Here is a 25,784-nt window from a genome sequence, read left to right as displayed (position 1 = left end):
GGGCGCTTAACCGCGCCCCTTTTAAAAATCTATTTAGTCAGACTCAACAGCATTTCAAACTTGTTCTTTTCATTACGAACATAGAAACCAGATTGTTTACCTTCCTTGTGAACAATACTCAATTTGTCACCTTCCTTAAAATAACTGATATGCTTGCATCCAGTGTTATCATTGAATGTGAATAACGCTGCTTCAAAATTATCAGTCTTCATTGTCACACTACAGTAATAATCACTCTTGCCACTTACAACACCCTTCACACCTTCTAAACCTTCATACATGTGCAGACGCTGGTAATCACCCACGGCGCTAAAGGTCTGGAATGAGTCACCATCTTTATCAATCAGTGTAAGCAAAATCAACTTATCATCACGGTGTAAATCAATGGCAACCTCAGACAGTTTATCGCCATATAGCCCCGCCTGAGTCTCTGTGAGCTTATAAATCAATCTCCCTTGTGAATCCATACGCTCATAAATAAAGTCTCCTGCTTTCATTGTGATGTGCTTCTCATCGCCTTTATGAAACTGGATAAACTCACTTTGCAATGCAGTGGTGAAATAGAATACACAGAGCGGTGCAGCGTCAGCTTGTAGATTCTTGCAAGCATTCTTATTAACAGAGCCTGAGAGATAACGCTCAATAGAATTGTATTGTGCTGAATCTTTATCGTAAATAGTGCCTGTGGTGATATGGGGTAAGATATTACCGCCAATGAACACCAGTGCAATAAATGCGATGAATACATAAGCTAGTTTACGAAACATTTTTCTAAACCTTTGCGATAATAAGAAGGGCGCTTAACCGCGCCCCGTAAATCATTTCTTACTCTGCTGTGTTGTGGATTGTTTCTCACAAGTTTTCGTGTCTGCATGTGTATAGTGCAGGAAACCGAAGAACAAAATGATGAGTAAGCCAATCACGGAAACATCACGAAAATGAAGCATGGTTGATTACCACTCTTTGTGTTTGGCTGCAAAAGCATTGTTACGCTTTGCAATGGCCTGTAAACGCTTCCTCTCCTTCTCTGCTGCTTTCTGTGAGTCCTCAAGTTCATCATGAGGCCTTGTAGTTCCTGGCTTACGATGAGTTACCACGTGATGACCATCAGCCCTATACGAATGAATAATTACTCTACGCTCAATAATAACACCACTTGCCATTTACAATTTAACCCTTACTAAGAACATGCCAGAATGAATAGTATGTTTACGCACGGTGTTGAATCTATCCAGATATTTCACGTGCGTTAATGTGCGTTCATCGTGTGACCCAATCCATTTACCCCAGCCACCATTTATATAGACTTCTTCCCCTTCCTTAATGGCAGAATGAAAACGTTCCTCAACAATATCTACTCTATCCTTAGAAAGAAGATTCAGCAGTTTATTCAGTATCTCTTTCATTTCAACTAATCACCATAAGGAACAGGATTATGAATACAACGATTACACCCCATAACAGAGCTTTGTTCTCTCGTGTCTCACGTGGTGGTGTGCAATATCTCCCCTGGGCATCATGCCATTTACCATGTTTATCTTGATAGCAATACTGCGTAATCTGTTTTGGATGCACACCTAAACGTTCAGCTTCTTTTTCAGTTATCCAGTTATTACCGTGATGAATCATTTTGGTAACACCTTCTCTAAAGCGTCTGCATATCCAGCAAAGGTCTTATTGTCGATTACCTGTGAACACTCTTCATTGAAAGACTTGTAATAGCTTTTGGACAGTTCACGGTTAACCGGATTATCAACCTGTGTTGTCACTTCCAGACCATCCAGAGCGGTAGAGCATTCTTTCAAGTGATAAGAATCCGTGTTGTAGGTGTAGACCTGGTGAAACTCTTCCTTAATCGCTTCTGTTACGGCATGTGCAGCGCTAAAAGGGTAATCTGATGCAGTGGCAGCACCAGACAGTGACACGAGCACCAGAGCCAGCAGGGAAAGCTTACTACGATTCATCTCATTCAACCTCAATTCAAACTTGTCTAATGTTTATACGCCTGAGCAAAACGCTTTTCATTGACCAGACGCAAGGAAACTTACCAGTTAGAAACGCGAAACAGACCCTAGTTTGCATCCGATTCTGTTTCTGTGTCCTCATCATAGATTGTAGACAATCCTTGTGGGTGACTCATCGTTACAGTATCGCCCACGTTGAAAGATTCCATTTCATCACAATCTACAGAATACTCATCGCCAGTGTTCAGCAGAATCAAACATTCTTCTTTATCCACGCCTGTAATATATGGCGGTACACTCTCAAGATACGCATGAGCAGGGATAGCTGCACCTAACATTAAACCAGCAAAGAACACCATTCCAATTACATGATAGTTTTTCATTTCAAAGTTTCCTCAAAACAAACTAATACGGGTATATAACATTCCATCGGCTTTATGTTGGCTGGTGACATTCAATGTCATACCACTGGATAAATACGCCTTACCTGAATAGAGACCAGAAGCAGGTTTATCAGTAAACTTAACAGCTACACATTCACCCATTTCATTTACAGAATCCTTATCCTTGATAATGTTCGTGACCGTACTACATGCCACGGTTTCTAATGCTTTGGTGGTTCCAGCGGTTGCACTGTAAGTAATCGAACCGATAATAATCACTGCTGAGAGAATACCCATAACAGGTAATTTCTTCATCTTCACATCTTTAATGATGAGATAGATTGAAGGGTGGATGATAGCCCATTTCCAGGAACCATCTTCTTTATTGCTACGGTAAGCAATCAGAACAACTATAATTGTGAAAACGATATTCAGACCGAACCACAAAGACGAATAAGCCACTACACCAGAATTAAGGATGATTGCCAGTATTGCCATTAATACGACGATTGAGATTGAAGATTTCATGTTTAAAGATTCCTATGGATAAAGTATGTATTGCGCTATTACCATGAATAGCACGAGTAATAAGATTGAAGTAATAAACAGTTTGACCAGTGACATTTTCAAATCAGATTTGCAAAGAGTGCTTCAAATTTGGTTAGCTGCAATCTGTGCAATGGATTAGCTTTCTGTAATCCCTGAATCTGTTCAAAAGCGTCTATAGCTCGCATGGTGAAACCTTCTATTTCTCTGCGAATATAGAGGAATGAATTTTCATCACGTTTGATAGAAGTGAACAGGCGATAAGATTTGAAAGTCTTACTGTTCGGGTTATATCCGTGAAGTTCTACAGACACACCGCAGAACTCTACAACTTTGACTTCTTCGAAACTATTCAACATGGTTTCAAAGTTATCCAGCAGAGAGGACAGAGCAGCCATAAATGAACGGTGCTGAGTGCTGTTCAGAGTTACTAAGTAAACGCCTGGTGCAGCCTTAACGATGTTGCTCACAGTCTTGTGTTCAACAGTCAGTGTCCAGAATCCTGGCTTAACCTGGTTAACGTGTTTCTGTGCAGTCTTGAGCAGTTCAAACTTGTTCATGGTGTCTCTCTTTTCCGTTTGCTTACCAGCTTTTGAAGTCAGTGGTAAGCGGGTTTAGTTAGCGTCCTCTACCGGACGGAAAAGAGATTATCATTATGCTTGTACGTTGGTCATCGTCAGGTTGATGATCGCCAGCTCAAGATTGCTCACCTCATAGGCGGCTTTCGGCGCGTCGATCACCTGAATAAAGCAGACGGCATCGATGGTGACGTTAGCGTTATCGCGCGAGATGATCTCCTGGGAAGGGATATCCAGCACCTGTTCCATCATGTTGATTTTACGCCCGATGCGGTCCATGAACGGGACGATGAGGCTCAGGCCTGGCTGGAGGGTGTTGGTGTAACGACCGAAGCGTTCGACCGTCCACTGATAGCCCTGTGGCACGATCTTCACGCCTGCGCCGACGATCACCAGCACCACAAAAATAAGGATAGGGATAACGATCAACATGAAAAAACCTCCTGTTCTGCATTCCGTGTAGTCACAAAAATTGCTCGTTTGTTGAACTTAAGTATATCGACTATTGAAGGGAAGTTCGCCTCTAATCCATTAACCTGTTTACAATATTGAGACGAAGCAGAATGAAAAAATGGGAAATGATATGAAGGATAATCACGCGCTTCTGGAACTCAGGAACGTCGGTTTTCGCGTGGGCGAAACCACGATATTGCAGGGGATTAATTTTCGCGTACAGCCTGGCGAGTTCAGGCTCATTACCGGGCCGTCGGGCTGTGGAAAGAGCACCTTGTTGAAGATTATTGCCTCGTTGCTCAGCCCGACCGAAGGGGACATTTTCTTTGAAGACAAGGATATCGCGACGCTTTCACCTGAGAGCTACCGCCAGCAGGTCTCGTACTGCGTGCAAACGCCTTCCCTGTTTGGGGAGACGGTTTACGACAATCTGATCTTCCCCTGGCAGATCCGCGATAAAGCGCCGGAACCGGAAAAATTCATCACCGATCTGGCGCGTTTTAATCTGCCAGAGGAAACCCTGACTAAGTCCGTAAACGAACTTTCCGGCGGCGAAAAACAGCGCGTCTCGCTGATTCGTAATCTGCAATTTCTGCCGAAAATTTTGCTGCTGGATGAAGTGACCAGTGCGCTGGACGAGAGCAACAAGCGCAACGTGAATGAGATCATTCATCGCTATGCCAAAGAGAACAACATTGCGGTGCTGTGGGTGACGCACGACGCGGGTGAGATTGCCCATGCCGACGAGGTGATCACCCTTCAGGCACACGGCGGAAAGATGCAGGAGGCAAACCGTGAACGAGCATAATATTACTAACGAATCGCTGGCCCTTTCGATGGTGCTGGTGCTGGTGGCGATCCTGGTCAGCCACCGGGAAAAGCTCGGTCTGGAAAAGGATATCGTGTGGAGCATTTGCCGCGCGGTGATCCAGTTGATTATCGTCGGCTATGTGCTGAAGTACATTTTCAACGTCAACCACGCGGTGCTGACGCTGCTGATGGTGCTGTTTATCTGCTTCAACGCGGCGTGGAATGCGCAAAAGCGCAGTAAATACATCGACAAAGCCTTTCTCTCTTCGTTTATCGCGATTACCACGGGTACGGCGCTGACGCTGACGGTGCTGGTCCTCTCGGGCTCGATCGAATTTGCGCCAATGCAGGTGATTCCCATCTCGGGGATGATTGCGGGGAACGCGATGGTGGCGGTGGGGCTGTGCTACAACAATCTCGGCCAGCGGTTTAGCAGCGAGCAGCAGCAGATCCAGGAGAAGCTGAGCCTGGGAGCCACGCCGAAAACGGCGTCAGCGCGGCTGATCCGCGAGAGTATTCGTTCCTCGCTGATCCCAACGGTGGATTCAGCGAAAACGGTCGGGCTGGTGAGTTTGCCGGGGATGATGTCCGGGCTGATTTTCGCCGGTATCGACCCGGTGAAAGCGATTAAGTATCAGATTATGGTGACCTTTATGCTGCTTTCGACCGCCAGCCTGTCGACCATTATTGCCTGCTATTTAACCTATCGGAAATTCTACAACTCGCGGCATCAGCTGGTGGTGACGCAGTTGAAGAAAACGGGGTGAGGTGAAGGTTTTTCGCGGTTTCGTAGGCCCGGTAAGCGCAGCGCCACCGGGCATTTTTGCCGGGCGGCACTGCGTTTGCCCGGCCTACGGGTGGCATCGCGTGGGATTAATACAACAACGCGTAAAGCTGACGACGATACTTCGACGCCAGCGCATCGCCGGTGCCCAGCGCCGCGAGGATCTCCTGGAACATCTTGCGCGCCTGACCGTCCGCGGCAGCCAGATCCTTTTTCAGATGGCTGAACAGCAGCTCCAGCGCCTCTTCGTTACGCCCAACCTGATGCAGCTGTAACGCCAGCTGGCTGGCCAGACCCGCATCGTCCGGGTTCTCCGCTACCTGCTGCTGCAGCTGCTGGATTTCCGGGGTATCCGCCGCCTGTTTCAGCAGCTCAATCTGCGCCACCAGGCCCTGATAGCGGGTATCCTGGTCCTGCAATGGAATGGTTTTCAGCACCGCTTCAGCGTCTTCTGAACGGTGCAGTTCGATCTGCGTCTGCGCCAGCAGCAAACCAATCTGGCTGTCCTGATTCGACATCTGCCACGCCTCTTTCAGCAGCGGCAGCGCTTCGTCGTGCTTGCCTTCCTGAATCAGTTCAAGTGCCTGCTGCGCTTTCAACTCTTCTTCACGCGGCAGCACTTTGTCGAGCAGGGCGCGGATCGCCTCTTCCGGCTGCGGGCCCTGGAAACCATCGACCGGCTGACCGTTCTGGAACAGATACACCGTCGGAATGGCGCGCAGGCCAAACTGAGACGCCACCATCTGCTCGGCGTCGCAGTCCAGTTTTGCCAGCAGGAACTGACCGTTGTACTGCGCCGCGAGGCTCTCCAGCACCGGCGTCAGCTCCAGACAGTGCTGGCTGCGCTCGGACCAGAAATAGAACAGCACGGGTTTGGTCATCGACACTTCGAGTGTCTGATGCAGGTTCGCTTCAGTGATGTTGACAATATTCTGTACGGACATACGGCATTCTCTTTTATCAATTTGACAATTACATGGGGGATGAGGAGCCAGGCTTCAACTCATCCGCGTAAAATTTTATCCATCATCCGGCCCGGCAGCAGGCGCTTAAGCCAGCCCACGGCGTGCGTCACGAGGGTGACCGGATAACGGATTTTTGGCCGTTCGCTTTCAAAAGCATGGCGCACTTTGGCGACCACCGCCTCCGGTCCGAGGGTAAATCGTGCGGCGATGCCGGGGTTTTCAACCGGATGGTCGGACTGGGTTTGATTCACGTTTTCCGTGAAACGGGTGCGAATCGGGCCAGGCTCGATCAGGCTGACCTTAATCCCGCTGTGGCGCAGCTCCATGCGTAACGCATCGGACCAGGCTTCCAGCGCATATTTGCTGGCGGCATAGGCCCCGCGGCCCGGCGTGGAGATCAACCCCATCACCGAGGAGGTCATCACAATGCGCCCTTCGCCGTGCGGGAGCATCGCCGGGAGCAGCGCCATGGTGAGCTGGTGGATGCCAAAAAAGTTGGCGGAAAATTGCTGCTCAAGCTGCTCGCGTGAAATGGTTTGCAGCGGGCCGTACACGCCGAAACCGGCGTTATTAAACAGGCCGTACAGACGATTACCGGTCAGAGCGATCACCTCGGCGGCGGCGCGTTCTATGCTTTCTGGCGAGTCCAGATCCAGCAGCACGCCCTGAAAACCTTTGCTGTGCATGCGATCAACGTCTTCTTGTTTACGGCATGCGGCTAATACCCAAAATCCCTGGCGCTTCAGTTCGAGCGCGCTCTCAAGGCCAATTCCGCTGGAACATCCTGTTATTAAGACCGATTTTTGCATAACTTTACCTGTCAGGATCTCCGCTGTATTACGAGTCATGTTTAACTAGAGGAGCCAGTCGCGTTGCCATCCAGTCGGCAATAAACGGCTGGGCGTCGCGATTGGGGTGAATACCGTCATCCTGCATCCATTGCGGTTTCAGATAGACCTCCTCCATGAAAAATGGCAGCAGCGGAATATCGAATTCTTTGGCAAGCTTGGGATAGATGGCGCTAAAGGCCTCATTATAACGGCGTCCGTAGTTCGCAGGCAGACGAATTTGCATTAATAGCGGCTGGGCGTTAGCCGCCTGAATATCCGTAATAATTTTGCGTAAGGTTTCTTCTGTTTGCTGCGGCTGGAAGCCGCGTAAACCGTCGTTACCGCCCAGCTCGACCAGCACCCAGCGCGGTTGATGTTGTTTGAGCAAGGCAGGCAGGCGCGCAAGCCCCTGCTGGGACGTATCCCCGCTGATGCTGGCATTCAGCACCGGCGTTTGGGTCTGCCACTTATCGTTGAGCAGCGCAGGCCAGGCGGCAGTGGCCGCCATCCGGTAGCCCGCACTCAGGCTGTCACCCAGCACCAGTAACGTGTCCGCCGCAGCGGCACGAAAGGTCATCAGAATCAGAAACAGGAAGGGCAAATGCCAGCGGAAAACATTGTTGCAGTTCATCATCTTAAGAAGTCCGTCGGTCAGGGGGAGCACGAGTTGTCCATCCTCACCGGAGTTGAACTCGTTGTCAAACGCGCTGAAACCATCGCGCTGATTGGTGAATCCGGTTCCGGTAAGTCCACGCTGCTGGCGATTCTGGCCGGGCTGGACGATGGCAGCAGCGGCGAGGTGAACCTTGTCGGCCAGCCGCTGCATAACCTCGACGAAGAGGCGCGCGCGGCGCTGCGGGCCAAACATATCGGCTTTGTATTTCAGTCTTTCATGCTCATTCCGACGCTCAACGCGCTGGAAAACGTCGAACTGCCGGGCCTGCTGCGCGGGGAAAACGCCAGCCAAAGCCGCAGCGGTGCGAAAGCGCTACTGGAACAGCTGGGCCTTGGCAAGCGTCTGGATCACCTTCCGGCGCAGCTGTCCGGCGGGGAGCAGCAGCGCGTGGCGCTGGCCCGAGCCTTCAACGGTCGCCCGGAGGTGCTGTTTGCCGATGAACCGACCGGCAATCTGGACCGGCAGACGGGCGATAAAATTGCCGATTTGCTCTTCTCCCTTAACCGCGAGCACGGCACCACGCTGATTCTGGTCACGCACGACCTTGAGCTGGCGGCCCGCTGCGACCGCCGTCTGCGCCTGGTCAACGGGCAGTTGCAGGAGGAAGCATGATTGCCCGCTGGTTCTGGCGCGAATGGCGCTCGCCGTCGCTGCTGATTGTCTGGCTGGCGCTGAGTCTGGCGGTGGCCTGCGTGCTGGCGCTCGGCAGCGTCAGCGACCGCATGGAAAAGGGGCTAAGCCAGCAGAGCCGCGAGTTTATGGCGGGCGACCGCACGCTCAGCAGTTCGCGCGACGTGCCGCAGGCGTGGATCGAGGAGGCGCGTAAACAGGGGCTGAAAGTCGGTCAGCAGCTCAGCTTCCAGACCATGACCTTTGCCGCCGACACGCCGCAGCTGGCGAGCGTCAAAGCCGTCGACGACGTCTATCCGATGTACGGCGATCTGCAAACCAATCCGCCGGGCCTCAAACCGACGGCGGGCTCGGTGTTACTCGCGCCACGCCTGATGGCCCTGCTGAACCTGAAAACCGGCGACAGCATTGACGTCGGCGACGCCACGCTGAAAATCGCCGGGGAAGTGGTGCAGGAGCCGGACTCCGGCTTTAACCCGTTCCAGATGGCACCGCGTCTGCTGATGAACACGGCGGACGTGGCAAAAACCGGGGCCGTGCAGCCGGGGAGCCGTGTCACCTGGCGCTACAAATTCGGTGGCACGCCCGCGAAGCTCGAAGCCTACGAAAACTGGCTGAAACCTCAGCTCAAGCCCGAGCATCGTTGGATCGGCATGGAGCAGGACGACGGCGCGCTGGGAAAATCTCTCGAGCGTTCGCAGCAGTTTTTACTCCTCTCCGCGCTGCTGACCATGCTGCTGGCCGTCGCTGCCGTGGCGGTGGCGATGGGGCACTATTGTCGCAGCCGCTACGATCTGGTGGCGATCCTGAAAACCCTCGGCGCGGGCAGGGCGCAGCTGCGTAAGCTGATCGTCGGTCAGTGGCTGATGGTGCTGATCCTGTCCGCCTTCACCGGCGGGATTATCGGCCTGCTGTTTGAAAAAGTGCTGATGGTGTTGCTGAAACCGGTGCTGCCCGCCGAACTGCCGCCCGCCAGCCTGTGGCCGTGGCTGTGGGCCATCGGCGCGATGGTGGTGATTTCTCTGCTGGTCGGCCTGCGTCCGTACCGTCTGCTGCTGGCGACGCAGCCGCTGCGGGTGTTGCGCCGTGACGTGGTCGCCAGCGTCTGGCCGCTGAAGTTTTATCTGCCGGTAGTGGTCGTGGTGGTGGTGATGTTGCTCGCCTGGCTGATGGGCGGGAGTATGCTCCTGTGGGCCGTGCTGGCCGGTGCCGTGGTGCTGGCGCTGCTGTGCGGCGTGCTCGGCTGGATGTTGCTGAACCTGCTGAAAGGGCTGACGCTGAAATCCCTGCCCGTACGTCTGGCGGTGAATCGCCTGCTGCGCCAGCCGTGGTCCACCCTGAGCCAGCTGTCGGCGTTTTCGCTCTCCTTCATGCTGTTGGCGATGCTGCTGGTGCTGCGCGGCGATCTGCTCGACCGCTGGCAGCAGCAGCTCCCGCCGGAAAGCCCGAACTATTTCCTGATCAACATCGCGCCGGAACAGGTTACGCCGCTGAAGGGCTTCCTCGCGGAACATCAGATTGTGCCCGAGTCGTTCTATCCCATCGTTCGCGCGCGCCTGACGCAAATTAACGGCAAGTCGACGGAAGGGAATCAGGATGAATCCCTGAACCGCGAGCTGAATCTGACCTGGCAGGACAAACGCCCGGACCACAACCCGATTACTGCCGGTAGCTGGCCGCCAAAAACGGGGGAAGTGTCGATGGAGGAGGGGCTGGCGGCGCGTCTGAACGTCGGCCTGGGCGACACGGTGACCTTCACCGGCGACACCCAGGACTTTAGCGCCAAGGTGACCAGCCTGCGTAAAGTGGACTGGGAAAGCCTGCGTCCGAACTTCTTCTTTATCTTCCCGTCCGGGGCGCTCGACGGTCAGCCGCAAAGCTGGCTGACCAGCTTCCGCTGGGAAAATGGCAACGGCATGCTGACGCAGCTGAACCGTGAGTTCCCGACGGTGAGCCTGCTGGATATCGGCGCGATCCTGAAACAGGTCGGCCAGGTGCTGGAGCAGGTCAGCCGTGCGCTGGAGGTGATGGTGGTGCTGGTGACCGCCTGTGGCGTGCTGTTGCTGCTGGCGCAGGTGCAGGTGGGCATGCGTCAGCGTCATCAGGAGCTGGTGGTGTATCGCACGCTCGGGGCGAGTAAAACTCTGCTGCGCACCACCCTGTGGTGTGAGTTTGCGCTGCTTGGGCTGGTCTCCGGTCTGGTGGCGGCGATAGGCGCGGAAACTGCGCTGGCCGTGCTGCAGACCAGGGTGTTCGACTTCCCGTGGGAGCCGGACTGGCGGCTGTGGCTGATCCTGCCGGTGTCGGGCGCAGTGCTGCTCTCCCTGTGCGGCGGCTGGCTGGGAACGCGGCTGTTAAAAGGTAAGGCGCTGTTCCGTCAGTTTGCCAGTTAATTCCCTCCTGTGATGATTGCGCACCGGTTTATCGACTGGTGCGTAATCCTTTAGTAGCACAAAACGATAATACCCCCACATTTAGCAGCACAAATCATTAAAAACCCGACAACACGGCCCGTTTAATTCCAGATATTATCCCTGCGCTAAATAGTTAGCAGTATGTCTATCAAGGAATAATAATGACCATAAAAAAAACAGCGCTGGCGGTAACGATCGGCGCGGCAGTGGCACTGGCGTCTTTCGCAGCACAAGCGGAAATCACTTTACTGAAGCAAGACCCGCAGGCGGGCGATCCGCTCAGCCGTCTTAACTTCACCGTCGGCGGCAGTATTCGTCCTCAGTTCAACATGATGACGGGCGACGGCGACAAAGGTTCTTACAAACGTAACGGCTTCGACGGCGGCACCCGTTTCCGTTTCGCCTCAGATTACTACCTGTTCGATGATATCAGCTGGATCAGCTACTACGAGCTGGGTGTGAACATTCCGGCGCTGTTTGACTGGGATAACCACTACGCCGAAGGTGCAAACGATACTTCTCGCCGTATGCTCTACACCGGCCTGAAAAGCGCGACCTGGGGTACGCTGACCTTCGGTCAACAGAACAGCGTGTACTACGATGTGGTCGGCGCGAAAACCGATATCTGGGACTACGACATGATCGGTCAGGCTCCGGGTAACGGCATCAATGGCGACTACGACGGTTCTTATCGTTCACGCAAGATGCTGAAATATAAGAAAACCGTGGGTGATGCTGACATCTACGCATCTTACCTGTTCGAAGACGGTGAATACCTGCCGGGTAACGGCCTGCGTTACAAGCGTAAAGGCGGCGGCTCACTGGGTATCGATTACCACCTGACCACCGATCTGACCTGGGGTACGGCGTGGAACTACACCCGTGCGGATATGCGTAACCCGGATAACGGCGACAGCAAATCTTACGACCAGAACATCCTCGGTACAGCGCTGAGCTGGACCCCGGACAACTGGACCTTCTCCGCAGGCGGCGGCTGGTACCAGAACTTCATGACCACCAAAAAAGTGTCGGTGAACGACTACTTCGCCGGTGATGCCTGGGGTATTGAGTACTTCGCGGGCTATAAAATCCCGGTCGGTCAGTACGCGCTGAAATCTGTTCAGCCGTATGTGATGGGCGATCGTATTGAGTATGTGAATGGCCGCAACTATCAGCGCACCGACAACGGCGTGGGTGTGAGCTTCCAGCTGGATTACGGTTTCCGCGTGGATTATGAGCACGTGTTTACCTCCAGCACCGACGATCTGGGTGATATGAACCTGGTGCGTCTGCGTTACGACTTCTAAGTCGGAGCCGTTTGTCCCCGGTGGCGCTGCGCTTACCGGGGCTACGGACTGTGCGGTTTGTCCCCGGTGGCGCTTCGCTTACCGGGGCTACGGACTGTGCGGTTTGTCCCCGGTGGCGCTTCGCTTACCGGGGCTACGGACTGTGCGGTTTGTCCCCGGTGGCGCTTCGCTTACCGGGGCTACAAAACCCAAATCGTGCTTGAATTTGTAGGCCGGGCAAACGCAGTGCCGCCCGGCATCATGCGCGCACGGACTACCCTTTCCCACAAATCGCATATCCCAATCTCCTGCACATTCAACGACATATTCCGCAACATCATGAAATAATTTCAAGGACAGCCGCTTGTGATCTGTGTCATGTTAAACAGATTCTGCGCCGCATCGCACGGTGCAACACAACGCCACACCGCTTTGAAATGGAGATCTCATGGGAATTCGTCACACGCTTCGCGCCGCTGCCGGTGCGCTTCTGCTGGTCTGCGGTTTGCAGGCTGCCCACGCTAACAGCGATCCGCACACCATCGTGTTTGGCGTCGCGCCTGGCCCGTACGGCGACATGGTCAAACAGGCCATCGCCCCTTCGCTTAAAGAGAAGGGCTACAAAGTCGTGGTGCGCGAATTCAGCGATTACGTACAGCCGAATATGGCGCTCTCCAACGGCAGCATCGACGCCAACCTGTTCCAGCACTCGCTCTATTTCACCAAGTTCACGGCGGATAAAGGGCTGAAACTGACCAAATTACTCACCGTGCCGACGGCGGGTATGGGCTTTTATTCTCACAAGATCAAAAGCCTGGACGAGCTGAAAAAGGGCGATATCATCACCCTTTCAAACGATCCGACCAACCTCGCGCGCGGCCTGCGTTTCCTGCAGTCCCTGAAACTCATCACCATCAAAGAGAACATCGATCCCACCAAAGCCTCCGAGCGTGATATCGCCAGCAACCCGAAAGGGCTGGTGTTCAAACCGCTGGAAGCCGCGCAGCTGCCGCGCACGCTGGATAGCGTGACCGCTTCGCTGGTTAACGGCAACTTCGCGATTGCCGCCGGTATGGATCTCTCCAGCGCACTGGCGCAGGAGCATCTCGACGAAAACCTGAAAAATATCATCGCCGTACGTACCGAAGATGCGGATAAACCTTTCGCCAAAGATATCGTGGCGGTGGTTGAGTCTCCGGCCTATCGCGCGGTGATTGACGACCCGAAAAACGTCTATACCGCGTTCCAGAAACCCGACTGGATGACAGCGGCAAAACCCTAATCGCGTACAGGTTTGACAGGGCAGCTGAGTCTGCCCTTTTCGCATTTCTGAGGTAGACATGATTGAGTTAGACAAGGTATGCGTCGACTTTCAGACCGGGCGCGGGCCTTCCACCCGCGCGGTCTCCGACGTCAGCCTGACCATTGCCGCCGGTGAGATTTTTGGCATCGTCGGCACCAGCGGCGCGGGGAAAAGCACTTTGCTGCGCACCCTGAACGCCCTTCAGCGCCCAAGCGCGGGCCGCGTCAACGTTAACGGCGTGGAGATCTCCGCTCTCGACGGCGTGGATTTACGCAAAGCCCGCCAGCGTATCGGCATGATTTTCCAGCATTTCAATTTGATGCACACCCGCACCGTGGCGCAGAACGTGGCGTTCAGCCTGAAAGCCGCCGGATGGGAACGCAATAAAATCGCCCCGCGCGTCACGGAGATCCTCGCCCTCGTTGGGCTGACGGACAAAGCGAATCGCTATCCGGTGCAGCTAAGCGGCGGGCAGAAACAGCGCGTCGGTATCGCCCGCGCCATTGCCAACCATCCTGACGTCCTGCTCTGTGATGAACCGACCTCTGCGCTGGATCTGGAAACCTCCGCCACCATTTTGGCGCTGCTCAAGCAGATCAACCAGCAGATGGGGATCACGATCGTGCTGATCACCCATGAGATGAACGTGATCAAATCTATCTGCGATCGCGTGGCGGTGATGTCCGGCGGCGAAGTGGTGGAACTGGGCGAGGTGTTTGACGTCTTTGCCCATCCGCAGCACCCGTTTACGCAGCAGCTGGTGTCACACACCCTGAACCTTACCCTGCCGGAGCGTTTGCAGCAGCACCTGCCGGGGCAACTGCTGAAAATTCTGTTTATCGGCGATTCTGCCAAGCAGCCGGTGCTTTCGGATGTGGCGATCAAATTTGGCGTGGCGGTGAATATTCTGCACGGCAAAATCGAGTACATCGGCGAGCGTGCCCTGGGGATTCTGGTGGTGCAGCTGACGGCGGATGATCCTGCCGTCGTGGAAACCGCTGTTGAACATATTCGTCATCGTACTGCGCAGGTGGAGGTGATCCGTGGATGATTTAGTGGCCGACCTCGGCCTGGCGTTTAACGAAACTTTCCAGATGCTGAGCATCTCCACGGTGCTGGCGATCATTGGCGGCCTGCCGCTGGGCTTTTTGATTTTTGTCACCGACCGGCATCTGTTCTGGCAGAACCGTTTTGTTTATCTGGTGAGTTCGGTGCTGGTGAACATCATTCGCTCGGTGCCCTTTGTGATCCTGCTGGTGCTGCTCCTGCCCCTGACGCAGCTTTTGCTCGGCAACACCATCGGCCCGATTGCGGCGTCGGTTCCGCTTTCCGTGGCGGCGATTGCGTTCTACGCCCGTCTGGTGGACAGCGCGTTGCGCGAAGTGGACAAAGGCATTATTGAAGCGGCAGAAGCATTTGGCGCGAGCCCGATGCGTATTATCTGCACCGTCCTGCTGCCGGAGGCGAGTGCTGGATTGCTGCGCGGTCTGACGATCACCCTGGTCAGCCTGATCGGTTACTCGGCGATGGCGGGGATCGTCGGCGGCGGCGGAGTAGGGGATCTGGCGATCCGCTACGGTTATTACCGCTATGAAACCCAGGTGATGGTCGTCACCGTGATCGCGCTGATCGTGCTGGTGCAGATCGTCCAGGTACTGGGCGACTGGCTGGCGAAACGCGCCGACAAGCGCGATCGCCGCTAGAGAATCAGGCCGCCAGCCAGGCGGCCACCGCGTTAAACGTGCCCCGAAAAACAATCTTGTCGGCTTTTTTCTCCAGCTGATAGCGGTACATCGGGTCGTAATAGTCATTGAGCAGTGGCGCAAGCCAGGAATAGTGCGCCTCGGTACGTCCTGTGCGCTGCTGCTCGATGAGCGCGGAATCCAGTAACGCGGTGAGTTCCGCAAAGCGCTGCAGTCCCAGACGACGGCGAATGGCAAACAGGCCGTGATGCAGATACTCCGCGTACGCCTGCCAGCCCGCTTCTTCGCCGTAGGCGGCAGAAAATTCATGCCACATGTGCGCGAAATACTCCTCGCGCAGGCGTTCCAGACGTACATCAAAAGGATCCTCCACCACCACGATGGGGGAGTCGACCATCCGTTCGCGCAGACATTCCGGCAGATGGTTCGAGCCAATCATCCGACCCTCGTCCTCCAGTACCCAGCGCGGAGCGTCCTTTTTCAGCAGCTCGACGGCCAGGTGATTTTCAAAGCTGGCCTGCGACAGCTGAGCCTGCAACGTGCGGCCAAACGAAGAGCCGCGATGATGCGCCAGCCCTTCCAGATCGATACCCTGTTGGTGTTCTCTCACCAGTATCGTTTTCCCGCTCCCGGTACAGCCGCCAATCAGCACCATCGGTTTTTGCACCTGCTCGGCGGTGGCCTGAATCGCCGTCTGACGCAGGGCTTTGTAACCGCCTGGAATCAGCGGGTAATCGATGCCCGACTCTTTTAACCACGCCTGCGTAATGTGCGAGCGCTGCCCGCCGCGCGCGCAGCAGAGATACCCGTGCGGGTTGGCAAGACAAGCCTCGCGCCAGGCGTTAATCCGCTGCTCGCGCGTCTCGCCATTGACCAGACGGTGGCCCAGCGCCAGCGCCGCTTCTGGCCCCTGGCGTTTATAGCAGGTGCCCACGGCGGCGCGCTCGTCGTCCGTCATCAGGGGGAGATTAAGTGCCGCAGGCATAGCGCCCTGGGCAAATTCGATCGGCGCGCGAACGTCGATTAAGGGTGCAGCAGTGGTGAGAATGGCGCGATAGTCCGTTCCATCGTTCATGTAAAATCCTGAAAAGTGCAAAACAGCAATGGTGTGGGATTTTACGCGCGTCAGATGAAGCCGGGGAAGGGGAAGATCAACTCCCCGGCATTTTGCACTTATTTGAGTTTGCTTTGCGCCCAGGCGATACCGCTTGCGTACTCCGGCGGCAGCAGGGGAATCATCGCTTCAAGGGTCGCGCTCAGGCGGCCCGTATCGTCATCGTTCAGATTGAGATGGCCGACTTTGCGTCCTTCGCGCACCTCTTTGTCGTACCAGTGCAGATGCACCAGCGGCAGTTTCAGCCAGTTGTAGTTCAGATCGGTCCCGATAAGGTTGATCATCACCGACGGGCTGTTCACCACCGGCTGCGGCAGCGGCAGGTCGGTGATGGCGCGCAGGTGCAGCTCGAACTGGCTGATGGAGGCGCCGTTTTGCGTCCAGTGGCCGCTGTTATGCACGCGCGGGGCCAGCTCGTTGATCAGCAGACCGGCTGGCGTGATGAAACACTCCATCGCCATCACACCGACATAACCCAGCTCGTGCATGATCGCCGAGAGCATATCCTCGGCCTGTGTCTGCTGGGCAGCGTTCGCCTGCGGGAACACCACGCTGGTGCGCAGAATACCGTCCTGATGCAGGTTATGGGTTAGCGGATAAAATACCGTGCTGCCGTCATGGGCGCGCGCGCCGACCAGCGACACTTCGCCGCTAAAATTGATGCCCTGCTCGACGATACATTCGCCGTAACACTCGTCCGGCAGCTCAGCGGTATCGTTCGCACGCAGACGCCACTGACCGCGACCGTCGTACCCGCCGGTGCGGCGCTTGACGATCGCCAGCTCGCCGAGGGTTTCAAACACCGCAGGCCACTCGCTCTTATCCGCCAGCAGTTGCCACGGCGCGGTGGCAAGACCCAGCTTGTCGAAGAGCTGCTTTTGCGTCAGTCGATCGGCAATAATCGGGAACACATCGCGATTGACGAAGGCGTTGTGGCGCGCCAGCTCGCGGGTGAGGGCAGTTTCGGGCCAGCGCTCGATTTCAGCGGTGATCACGCTCTGCTGAAACGGCACGGCTTCCGGCTCGGCGTCCAGCCCGACGGGCCAGACGCTGATGCCCAGCGGTTCACCCGCCTGGCGCAACATACGGCCTAACTGACCGTTTCCGAGGACGCAAACCTGCTTCATGCATCACCTCGCGGGTCGGGATTCTCCAGCACCTCGTCGGTCTGGGCTTTACGCCACTCGGCCAGACGCTGATGCAATTCTTTGTCGTGCGTCGCCAGAATCTGTGCGGCCAGCAGGGCGGCGTTCGCGGCACCCGCTTTGCCAATCGCCAGCGTGCCGACCGGGATCCCGCGCGGCATCTGGACGATAGAGTAGAGGCTATCAACGCCGCTCAGAGCCGCGGTTTGCACTGGCACGCCGAGCACCGGCACCAGGGTTTTGGCGGCAATCATGCCCGGCAGATGTGCTGCACCACCCGCACCGGCAATGATTACCTGATAGCCGTTCTCTTCTGCGCCTTCGGCGAAGCTGAACAGTTTATCGGGGGTACGGTGCGCGGAGACCACTTCAACGTGGTGTGGAACATTCAGGATTTCGAAGATTTCGGCGGCAAACTGCATGGTAGCCCAGTCGCTTTTGGACCCCATCACGATGGCGACTCGCGCCGGATTATTGCGGGAAGACATGCGTCTTAAAACTCCTGTGGTGCGGAACACACTGCTTTGAGGGCACAGAGAATAGCATTAAATTGTGCCAAGGAAAACGATTGCGTGGCGATGCGTTTGGTGAAAAGGAGAGGGAATTAAAACGGAAACTGAATCAGCTCAACGCCGTCTGGCGTGACTTTCACCATCGAGCCTTCCGTGTGCCAGGCACCCAGCACCACGCGGTGTGCGGGTTCGCCGTTGGCCGTCAGGGAGTGAACGTCCGGGCGATGGGTATGGCCGTGGATCAGCCACTGCACGTGGTGTTTTTCCATCACATCGACAACCGCCTGCCGGTTGACGTCCATGATGGTCATGGATTTGCTGCTGTTGGCGGCTTTACTGCCGGCGCGCATTTTGGCGGCGATGCGGTTGCGGATGAACAGCGGCAGGGCGAGAAACAGCGTCTGGATCCACGGCGTGTGGACTTTGGCGCGAAACGCCAGGTAGCCGGTATCGTCGGTGCAGAGCGTGTCGCCGTGCATGATCAAGACTTTGCGTCCGTAGAGATCCAGCACCTTTTCTTCTGGCAGTAATGTCATGCCGCTTTCGCGGGCAAAGCCTTTGCCAATCAGAAAATCGCGATTGCCGTGGATGAAGAAGCAGGGGACGCCGGAATCGACCAGCGCTTTGATAGCGGCGGCCATTTCGCGGTGCAGCGGGTTGGGATCGTTGTCGCCAATCCAGGCTTCAAACAGATCGCCCAGAATGTAGAGCGCGTCGGCAGACAGCGCTTCACCGCGTAAAAAACGCAGAAAACCGGCGGTAATCGCCGGTTCTTCTGTTTGCAGATGGAGGTCTGCAATAAAGAGTGTCGCCACCAATTACTCGCTAACGGTCACGCTAGTAATGATCACGTCTTCTTTTGGAACGTCCTGGTGCATACCGCTGCGGCCAGTCGACACGCCTTTGATTTTCTCAACCACGTCCATACCTTCAACCACTTCTGCGAACACGCAGTAGCCCCAGCCCTGCATGCTTTCGCCGGAGAAGTTCAGGAAGTCGTTGTCAGCCACGTTGATGAAGAACTGGGCAGTCGCAGAGTGTGGAGCCTGAGTACGCGCCATTGCCAGGGTACCACGGGTGTTTTTCAGACCGTTGTTGGCTTCGTTTTTGATCGCTTCTTTGGTCTCTTTCTGGTTCATGCCAGGTTCAAAACCGCCGCCCTGAATCATAAAACCATTGATCACGCGGTGGAAAATGGTGTTGTTGTAGAAACCTTCGCGGCAGTAGTCCAGGAAGTTTTTGACTGTTTCAGGCGCTTTATCATCAAAGGTTTTGATAACGATATCGCCATGATTAGTGTGGAAAGTAACCATTTTTGCATCCTGTTCCGGTATTGTAGAGCGTCGACCCAACTCTGGGTCACAGATAGAGGGCAGTTATAGCATAACCCTCAGACGGGATCATCTTGCATTGTGTGCTGATTCCGGTCTGAATTATGGGTATTATACAGACTTTATTGTCCACACACGTCTACACGGAATCTTCGATGTTAAAAATCTTTAATACTCTGACGCGCCAAAAAGAGGAATTTAAACCTATCCATGCCGGGGAAGTCGGCATGTACGTGTGTGGTATCACTGTTTACGATCTCTGTCATATCGGTCACGGGCGTACGTTTGTCTCTTTCGACGTGGTCTCTCGTTACCTGCGATTCCTGGGCTATACGCTCAAGTACGTGCGTAACATCACTGATATCGACGACAAAATTATCAAACGCGCCAATGAAAATGGCGAAAGCTTTGTGGCGCTGGTGGATCGCATGATCGCCGAAATGCACAAAGATTTTGATGCACTGAACATTCTGCGCCCGGACAGCGAGCCGCGCGCCACGCATCACATCCACGAAATTATCGATATCACCGAGAAGCTGATCGCCCGCGGTCACGCCTATGTGGCGGACAACGGCGATGTGATGTTCTCAGTGCCGACCGATCCAAACTACGGTCAGCTTTCCCGTCAGGATCTGGACCAGCTGCAGGCCGGTGCGCGCGTTGACGTGGTTGACGTGAAGCGTAACCCGATGGACTTCGTGCTGTGGAAAATGTCCAAAGAAGGCGAGCCAAGCTGGCCATCTCCGTGGGGCGAAGGGCGTCCGGGCTGGCACATTGAGTGTTCGGCGATGAACTGCAAACAGCTCGGCAAACACTTCGATATTCACGGCGGCGGTTCGGACCTGATGTTCCCGCACCACGAAAACGAAATCGCGCAGTCCACCTGTGCGCACGGCGGCGAGTACGTCAACTACTGGATGCACTCCGGGATGGTGATGGTCGATCGCGAAAAGATGTCCAAATCTCTGGGCAACTTCTTTACCGTGCGCGACGTGCTGAAATATTACGACGCGGAAACCGTGCGTTACTTCCTGATGTCGGGCCACTACCGCAGCCAGCTGAACTACAGCGAAGAGAACCTGAAACAGGCTCGCTCGGCGCTGGAGCGTCTGTACACCGCGCTGCGCGGCACCGATAAGTCTGTCGCACCGGCAGGTGGCGAGGCGTTCGAAGCGCGCTTTATCGAAGTGATGAACGACGACTTCAACACACCGGAAGCCTACTCCGTGCTGTTTGATATGGCGCGTGAAGTGAACCGTCTGAAAACAGAAGATATGGCGGCGGCAAACGCGCTGGCTTCTCATCTGCGTAAACTCTCTGCGGTGCTGGGCCTGCTGGAGCAAGAGCCAGAAGTGTTCCTGCAGAGCAGCGCGCAGGCGGACGATGGTGAAGTGGCGGAGATTGAGGCGTTGATTAAAGCGCGTCTGGAAGCGCGTCAGGCGAAAGACTGGGCGGCGGCAGATGCGGCGCGTAATCGCCTGACCGAGATGGGGATCATTCTGGAAGATGGTCCGCAGGGGACGACCTGGCGTCGGAAGTAAGTTTGTGTTGCCCGGCGGCGCGATGCTTGCCGGGCCTACAAATGAGTGCGGTCTGGTGCCCTCACCCCAATCCTCTCCCTCTCACCGTAGGCCGGGTAAGCGAAGCGCCACCCGGCTTTTTTCTGCACCACACCCCGCCATATTTCCTCAATAAATGTCACCCGTTAAGCGGTCTCATTTTGGATAACTTAACGCCCCAATAAAATGGTTTTGCGCATTTATTCACCCTATAATCGCTCGTCTATTATTCCAACTGGCATGTGACGTTAATTCCTTGACGTGAACCAAAGTGGATATTTAAAGGATAAGCTCGTGATCGTTACTGATAAATTCCGCAAATATGCTGGAAGGCCGCTCTTTTCGTTGATGATTATCTCAACGCTATTGGTAACCGCCGGTTGCCAGCAAAATAAAACAGCGAATAAGAAGACAATGTCAGGCCCGACAACGTCTTACGTGCCGGCACCTGTGCTCACTCCAGCCGCCATGCCAGAGCCGCAGCCAGCCGCGGCGAGCGCAGAAGGCTCGGCATCGACCTGTCAGCGTGAACTGGTCGCATTGTCCAAAATTAGCCCGCGTCTGTATGCGCAGAAAAAATCGATATTTAATGAGTTATTAGCCAGTGCTTCCGTTTATACCGCCGTGCGCGAAGATATTACGGTGCAAACAAAAGATACCATGGACGCGTTTTATAAATTTAAAACGCAGAAAATATGCAGCGATATAGAACAAACGGTTCGACAGGCGTTGATTAGTCGAGTGGAGAATACCAATTGAATATATTCCGATTGAAACCTCTGGTTATCTCGATTCCGGTTTTACTGAGCTGCATCCTGGCTCAGACCTCGCAGGCCGGTGATAACGCCGCGGCGGTGAAATCGCTGGATTCGATAACCTCTCAGTCCAGTGAAATTCCCTCTTTGCTGATGGAAACGCCGGTCAACCTGCCGGATGCGGAAGAGATCGTGCCGTCGAAGCCAAAAGCGGCACCGATGCACAAGAGCGCGGGCTATCGCCTGCAAACCTCGCAGGCGCAGACCGACGCGCTCAATGCCCAGGTTGCGGCGCTGAAAGCCGAGCAGGAAAAGAAAATCGCGGAGCTGGCGAAGCAGTACGCCTCGATGCAGGATTCCACGACCAAAGCGCAGCAGCAGAAACTCGCCGACAGCGAGAAGCAGTTGGCAGACCTGCAAACGAAGCTGCAAACCACCGCGCAGCAGCTGGAAAGCGCCAACAAGCAGATCGCCGATCTCACCGCGACGCGTCTGGACGAAGGCGAAGAGACCGCCCAGCTTAAGCAGTCCCTGGCGGACAGCCAGAATGAAACGGCCGCGCTGATGACAAAACTGGCGGCGCTCACCGCCGATCAGAGTGCGAAAGCCACCGAGCTTGCATCTGTGAAGAAAGCCCTGGCGGACAGCAACGGGAAATCCACCGAGCTGCAGACCAAATGGCAGGAAACGACCGCGAAGCTCGATGCGCAGACCAAACAGATGGCGAACCTCAAGACCACGCCGGAAACGCCTGCGCCTGTCAGCAAGGAAGACATTCGGGCCTATGCGCTGGGTGCCTTCTGGGGTCATGACGTGCTGAACGCAATGAAAAAGGTCGAGTCCGATGGCTTCAAGGTTTCCCAGCCTCAGGTCGTCAGCGGCGTGACGGATATGATGAGCGGCAAGTTTAAAATTCCAAAAGAGAAGATGCTGGCTGAGCTGCAGGAGATGGACGCCAGCGTGACCGCGAAATCGCAGCAGCCTGCGCCGACGGATGCCGCCAACAGTGATTTCATCACGAAGTACAGCAAAAAGCCGGGCGTCAAAAAGTCGGAGATGGGTTACTACTATCGCATCACCGAGAAAGGTCGCGGTGCGATTAAAAACAGCGATATCGTGGCGATTGCGGTGACCGAAAGCTTGTCGAATGGCAAAGTGATCAAGGACATGAACAAAACGGGTAAAGTGCTGGCGCTGCCGCTGGACAGATTCCCGCCGCTGTTCAAAACCGCGATCAGCATGATGAATAATCAGGGCAAACTGCAGATGGTTGTACCGCCGGAGCTGGCGTACGGTGAAGCGGGGAGTCCGCCGAATATTCCACCGAATGCGACGATGGTGTACGACGTGAAAGTCGTGAGCATCAGCCCCGCAAAATAATGCTGTAAAACCTAAGCGCCCGACAGATTCGGGCGCTTTTTCATTTCTAGGCCGACTCGCGGGCGATCAGTTGCCCGGACAGGGTGATGCGCTGCGTTTGCAGCTCCGGCTCTTTGAGTTTGCGAATCATCAATCCGGCCGCCTGACGGCCCGTCTCTTCGCTGGCCGACGACACATAGGTGAACGACGGCGAGGTGAGATTCACGTGCAGCATATCTTCAAACCCCACCAGCGCGACCTGCTGCGTCAGAAACACGTCTTTCCCGACCGTGCGGCCCACCTGATGAATGCCAGAAATCGAGCCGATCATCGCATCCGGCGAATGGCAGAGCAGGGCGGTAATGGTGTTATTTTTTTCCAGAAGCTGACGGGTGATAAATCCCGCCGCCTGAGTATCATCGCTACAGACCGGGGCGGACTCCTCGCGGTTCACCAGCCCGTACTGGGTCATCGCGCTGCGAAAACCTAACAGGCGCTGCTCGCGGATCAGGCAGCCTTCCCGCCCGCCGATGTAGGCGATATTGCGGTGGCCGCGTTCAATCAAATAGCGGGTGGCGAGATTCGCCGCCTGGCGATTATCGCGCATCACCAGATTGCAGGGGTCATTGAGTAAGGACTGAGAAACCACGACCAGCGGCAGCGGACATTCGCGGATCTGCGACGGGAGACTGGACGTTCGCGTATCGGACGCCAGATAAATCACCCCCGCCACGCCCTGCTGTTTAAATGAAAGCAGGCAGCGCTCAAGATGTTCGTGATCGTTAAGCGGCTGCCCGAGGAAGACCATAAAGCCCTGTTTTTCCAGCTCCTGCACGATGCTCGCCATCACTTTGATGGAGAAGCTGTCGCTGAAATCGCGCAGGATCAGGCCGATAAGATTGGAGGTGTTGGCGCGAAGATTGGCGGCAGCGACGTTATGAATGTAGCCGAGCGTATTGATGGCAGCCTGGACTTTCTCAATGGTTGCCTCTGAGATTTTCCCTTTCTGGCGCAACACCAGCGAGACGGTGGAGACCGACACGCCAGCCTGTTTTGCCACATCAATAATGCCGACTTTCTTCAAACTCGCTCCCTGAAATTTCCTGATTATCAGCCGGATAAGACACGTCACCCAGAGTACAGGAGACGTGCCGGTCCGGCATCTTATTATTTACCGATCATGGTGGACATGGTCTGGGCGATAAACTGTGCTCTGGCACCGAAAATCACCTGGATACCGTTGTCGCCGACAAAGACTACGCCGCGCGCGCCGAGTCCGTTGAGACCGTCTTTATCCACTTCATCACTCTTCGCCACTTCCAGACGCAGACGGGTGATGCACGACCCGACGGAGTCGATGTTTTTCGCGCCGCCCAGCAGGCCGATGATTTCGGTCGCGATTTCGATGTCGGTTTTGTCGTCCGTCGTTGCGGTCACTTCCGTACGGCCCGGCGTTTTGACATCGAAACGACGGATCACGAAGCGGAAGGTGAAGTAGTAAATCAGCGCCATCGGAATACCGATGATCACGGCGTTGAGGAAGTTGGTCTGGTAGCCGTTAAACGACGGCAGGATACCAAAGGAGATGTAGTCAATCAGGCCCGCAGAGAAGGATTTGGCGATGTGGGCGTGCAGCAGATACATCGTCATGTAGGCCAGGCCCGCCATGATGGCGTTAAACACGTACAGGATTGGCGCGACGAAAATAAAGGTGAACTCAACCGGCTCGGTGATGCCCGTCAGGAAGCAGGTCAGTGCCGCCGAGAACAGAATACCGAAGGCGATTTTTTTGTTCTTGGTGTGGGCTTCGTGGTACATCGCCAGGCAGGCCGCAGGGAGTGCGAACAGCATCAGCGGGAACTCGCCCTGCATGAATTTACCGGCGTTCTGGTAAGTGTCGCTGCTGAAGGATTTGGTCCCTTCTTCCAGCATTTTGAACCAGATGGTTTGGTCGCCGTGGATCACCTGGCCCGCCTGGGTGGTGTAATCGCCAAACGAGTACCAGAACGACGGATACCAGATGTGGTGCAGGCCGAGCGGGATTAACGCGCGTTCAACCAGCCCAAAGATAAAGGTCGAGGCCGCCTGATTATCTCCGTTGACGATTACCGACAGGGCGTCGATCCCCGCCTGAATGTGCTGCCAGACGTACGGCAACAGCAGGCCGAGAACGAACGACAGGAAAGCGGTGGCGATAGCGACGAAACGCTTGCCAGAGAAGAAGCCGAGGAATTCCGGCAGCTGCATGGTGTGGAAGCGGTTATAGCACCAGGCCGCGAGAATACCGCAGATCAGGCCGCCGAAAACGCCCATCTGCAGCGTCGGGATGCCGACCACCATGGCGTATTTCCCGCCCTGAGAGGCCATTTCCGGCGTGATGCTCAGGACAGTGCCGATGGTGATGTTGGTGACAAAGACCGAGACCGCTGCCGACAGGGCCGCGATCCCAGATTCTGACGCCAGACCGACGGCGGAACCGATGGCGAACAGCATCGGCAGGTTATCAAATATCACCCCACCGGCGTTCATCATCAGCGGCATGTGGAATTTATCGCCGAAGGCTAACAGCAGGCCCGCAGCAGGAAGCAGTGAGATTGGCAGCATCAACGCGCGACCAATCATCGATAACTTAGACAACGATTTAACAAACCCTGATATCAGACCCATGCTGATTTCCCCCGAGA

27 protein-coding genes and 1 pseudogene are annotated in these 25,784 nt (G+C 55.2%); 11 read left to right on the top strand and 17 right to left on the bottom strand.

Annotated elements, in window-relative coordinates:
- Window positions 1-29: 29 nt before the first annotated feature.
- From QQF33_RS16915 to QQF33_RS16885, 7 genes and pseudogenes are all read right to left on the bottom strand, one after another.
- The gene (locus QQF33_RS16915) at window positions 30-767 is read right to left on the bottom strand and encodes a hypothetical protein (protein ID WP_285158269.1); all 738 of its coding nucleotides are present in this window, start codon (window positions 765-767) and stop codon (window positions 30-32) included.
- Window positions 768-1,163: 396 nt separating this feature from the next.
- Window positions 1,164-1,406 (bottom strand): hypothetical protein, encoded by a 243-nt coding sequence (locus QQF33_RS16910; RefSeq protein ID WP_285158268.1) that lies wholly within the window; start codon window positions 1,404-1,406, stop codon window positions 1,164-1,166.
- A gap of 219 nt (window positions 1,407-1,625) precedes the next feature.
- A complete protein-coding gene (locus QQF33_RS16905; RefSeq protein WP_285158267.1) occupies window positions 1,626-1,964 on the bottom strand; it encodes a hypothetical protein in 339 nt (112 codons plus the stop codon).
- A 107-nt stretch (window positions 1,965-2,071) separates the two neighbouring features.
- Window positions 2,072-2,347: a hypothetical protein gene (locus tag QQF33_RS16900; protein WP_285158266.1), complete on the bottom strand. Its 276-nt coding sequence runs from the start codon at window positions 2,345-2,347 to the stop codon at window positions 2,072-2,074.
- Between the two features lie 12 nt (window positions 2,348-2,359).
- Window positions 2,360-2,875, bottom strand: coding sequence for a hypothetical protein (locus QQF33_RS16895; RefSeq protein WP_285158265.1), 516 nt, complete (start codon window positions 2,873-2,875; stop codon window positions 2,360-2,362).
- Between the two features lie 98 nt (window positions 2,876-2,973).
- Entirely contained in the window at window positions 2,974-3,453 is a 480-nt protein-coding gene (locus QQF33_RS16890; protein WP_285158264.1) for a hypothetical protein, read from the bottom strand.
- Between the two features lie 99 nt (window positions 3,454-3,552).
- Window positions 3,553-3,903 (bottom strand): annotated as a pseudogene (locus QQF33_RS16885) (SPFH domain-containing protein); the annotation flags it as partial.
- A gap of 151 nt (window positions 3,904-4,054) precedes the next feature.
- Between QQF33_RS16885 and fetA the strand changes: the two are divergent.
- Together fetA and fetB are read left to right on the top strand one after the other, a co-directional pair.
- The gene (gene fetA, locus QQF33_RS16880) at window positions 4,055-4,732 is read left to right on the top strand and encodes an iron efflux ABC transporter ATP-binding subunit FetA (RefSeq protein WP_285146747.1); all 678 of its coding nucleotides are present in this window, start codon (window positions 4,055-4,057) and stop codon (window positions 4,730-4,732) included.
- Complete coding sequence (fetB, locus tag QQF33_RS16875) at window positions 4,719-5,501, top strand: iron efflux ABC transporter permease subunit FetB (RefSeq protein WP_285150533.1); 783 nt, start codon at window positions 4,719-4,721, stop codon at window positions 5,499-5,501. Before fetA ends, fetB begins: the two co-directional genes overlap by 14 nt.
- A 106-nt stretch (window positions 5,502-5,607) precedes the next feature.
- Here the strand turns inward: fetB and QQF33_RS16870 are convergent, their stop codons facing one another.
- From QQF33_RS16870 to tesA, 3 genes are read right to left on the bottom strand one after another with little or no spacing between them, the layout of a single operon-like run.
- Window positions 5,608-6,462, bottom strand: a complete 855-nt coding sequence (locus QQF33_RS16870; protein WP_285150532.1) for a co-chaperone YbbN — start codon at window positions 6,460-6,462, stop codon at window positions 5,608-5,610.
- A gap of 59 nt (window positions 6,463-6,521) precedes the next feature.
- Window positions 6,522-7,331: an SDR family oxidoreductase gene (locus QQF33_RS16865; RefSeq protein WP_282492571.1), complete on the bottom strand. Its 810-nt coding sequence runs from the start codon at window positions 7,329-7,331 to the stop codon at window positions 6,522-6,524.
- A complete protein-coding gene (tesA, locus tag QQF33_RS16860; protein WP_100780759.1) occupies window positions 7,321-7,947 on the bottom strand; it encodes a multifunctional acyl-CoA thioesterase I/protease I/lysophospholipase L1 in 627 nt (208 codons plus the stop codon). Before tesA ends, QQF33_RS16865 begins: the two co-directional genes overlap by 11 nt.
- Here tesA and ybbA point away from each other — a divergent pair.
- The 6 genes from ybbA (at window position 7,915) to QQF33_RS16830 (ending at window position 15,325) form a co-directional block, all read left to right on the top strand.
- Entirely contained in the window at window positions 7,915-8,601 is a 687-nt protein-coding gene (gene ybbA, locus QQF33_RS16855; protein ID WP_285158263.1) for a putative ABC transporter ATP-binding protein YbbA, read from the top strand. The two genes, tesA and ybbA, sit on opposite strands and share 33 nt — an antisense overlap.
- Entirely contained in the window at window positions 8,598-11,012 is a 2,415-nt protein-coding gene (ybbP, locus tag QQF33_RS16850) for a putative ABC transporter permease subunit YbbP (protein ID WP_285158262.1), read from the top strand. The genes ybbA and ybbP overlap by 4 nt, the downstream gene beginning before the upstream one ends.
- A gap of 176 nt (window positions 11,013-11,188) precedes the next feature.
- The gene (locus QQF33_RS16845; RefSeq protein ID WP_285158359.1) at window positions 11,189-12,340 is read left to right on the top strand and encodes a porin; all 1,152 of its coding nucleotides are present in this window, start codon (window positions 11,189-11,191) and stop codon (window positions 12,338-12,340) included.
- 427 nt (window positions 12,341-12,767) lie between these two features.
- Entirely contained in the window at window positions 12,768-13,601 is an 834-nt protein-coding gene (locus tag QQF33_RS16840) for a MetQ/NlpA family ABC transporter substrate-binding protein (protein WP_285158261.1), read from the top strand.
- 58 nt (window positions 13,602-13,659) lie between these two features.
- A complete protein-coding gene (sfbB, locus tag QQF33_RS16835; protein ID WP_285158260.1) occupies window positions 13,660-14,673 on the top strand; it encodes a virulence-associated ABC transporter ATP-binding protein SfbB in 1,014 nt (337 codons plus the stop codon).
- Window positions 14,666-15,325 carry a methionine ABC transporter permease gene (locus tag QQF33_RS16830; RefSeq protein WP_282492566.1) on the top strand — a complete coding sequence of 220 codons (660 nt, stop codon included), beginning with the start codon at window positions 14,666-14,668 and terminating at the stop codon, window positions 15,323-15,325. Before sfbB ends, QQF33_RS16830 begins: the two co-directional genes overlap by 8 nt.
- A gap of 4 nt (window positions 15,326-15,329) precedes the next feature.
- On the opposite strand, the gene mnmH is transcribed toward QQF33_RS16830, so the two are convergent.
- From mnmH to ppiB, 5 genes are all read right to left on the bottom strand, one after another.
- Complete coding sequence (gene mnmH / locus QQF33_RS16825) at window positions 15,330-16,400, bottom strand: tRNA 2-selenouridine(34) synthase MnmH (RefSeq protein WP_285158259.1); 1,071 nt, start codon at window positions 16,398-16,400, stop codon at window positions 15,330-15,332.
- Window positions 16,401-16,498: 98 nt separating this feature from the next.
- Window positions 16,499-17,566, bottom strand: a complete 1,068-nt coding sequence (gene purK, locus QQF33_RS16820) for a 5-(carboxyamino)imidazole ribonucleotide synthase (RefSeq protein WP_285158258.1) — start codon at window positions 17,564-17,566, stop codon at window positions 16,499-16,501.
- Window positions 17,563-18,072: a 5-(carboxyamino)imidazole ribonucleotide mutase gene (purE, locus tag QQF33_RS16815; protein WP_285153392.1), complete on the bottom strand. Its 510-nt coding sequence runs from the start codon at window positions 18,070-18,072 to the stop codon at window positions 17,563-17,565. Before purE ends, purK begins: the two co-directional genes overlap by 4 nt.
- A gap of 116 nt (window positions 18,073-18,188) precedes the next feature.
- Window positions 18,189-18,911, bottom strand: coding sequence for a UDP-2,3-diacylglucosamine diphosphatase (lpxH, locus tag QQF33_RS16810; protein ID WP_285158257.1), 723 nt, complete (start codon window positions 18,909-18,911; stop codon window positions 18,189-18,191).
- A gap of 3 nt (window positions 18,912-18,914) precedes the next feature.
- Window positions 18,915-19,409 (bottom strand): peptidylprolyl isomerase B, encoded by a 495-nt coding sequence (gene ppiB / locus QQF33_RS16805; RefSeq protein ID WP_095281072.1) that lies wholly within the window; start codon window positions 19,407-19,409, stop codon window positions 18,915-18,917.
- Between the two features lie 173 nt (window positions 19,410-19,582).
- Between ppiB and cysS the strand changes: the two genes are divergently transcribed.
- The 3 genes from cysS to QQF33_RS16790 all read left to right on the top strand — a co-directional run bounded on the left by cysS (window position 19,583) and on the right by QQF33_RS16790 (window position 23,121).
- On the top strand, window positions 19,583-20,968 hold the full coding sequence (gene cysS / locus QQF33_RS16800; protein WP_285158256.1) for a cysteine--tRNA ligase: 1,386 nt from the start codon (window positions 19,583-19,585) through the stop codon (window positions 20,966-20,968).
- 312 nt (window positions 20,969-21,280) lie between these two features.
- Window positions 21,281-21,745, top strand: a complete 465-nt coding sequence (locus QQF33_RS16795) for a hypothetical protein (protein ID WP_282492543.1) — start codon at window positions 21,281-21,283, stop codon at window positions 21,743-21,745.
- Window positions 21,742-23,121 carry an FKBP-type peptidyl-prolyl cis-trans isomerase gene (locus QQF33_RS16790; protein ID WP_285158255.1) on the top strand — a complete coding sequence of 460 codons (1,380 nt, stop codon included), beginning with the start codon at window positions 21,742-21,744 and terminating at the stop codon, window positions 23,119-23,121. Before QQF33_RS16795 ends, QQF33_RS16790 begins: the two co-directional genes overlap by 4 nt.
- Window positions 23,122-23,167: 46 nt before the next feature.
- On the opposite strand, the gene malI is transcribed toward QQF33_RS16790, so the two are convergent.
- Together malI and QQF33_RS16780 are read right to left on the bottom strand one after the other, a co-directional pair.
- Entirely contained in the window at window positions 23,168-24,184 is a 1,017-nt protein-coding gene (gene malI / locus QQF33_RS16785) for a Mal regulon transcriptional regulator MalI (protein WP_285153397.1), read from the bottom strand.
- An 83-nt stretch (window positions 24,185-24,267) separates the two neighbouring features.
- Entirely contained in the window at window positions 24,268-25,767 is a 1,500-nt protein-coding gene (locus QQF33_RS16780; protein ID WP_285158254.1) for a PTS transporter subunit EIIC, read from the bottom strand.
- Between the last annotated feature and the right edge of the window lie 17 nt (window positions 25,768-25,784).

Source organism: Lelliottia wanjuensis (genome assembly GCF_030238365.1).
Taxonomy (GTDB): Bacteria; Pseudomonadota; Gammaproteobacteria; order Enterobacterales; family Enterobacteriaceae; genus Enterobacter; species Enterobacter wanjuensis.
This window is presented reverse-complemented; position numbering and strand designations above follow the sequence as displayed.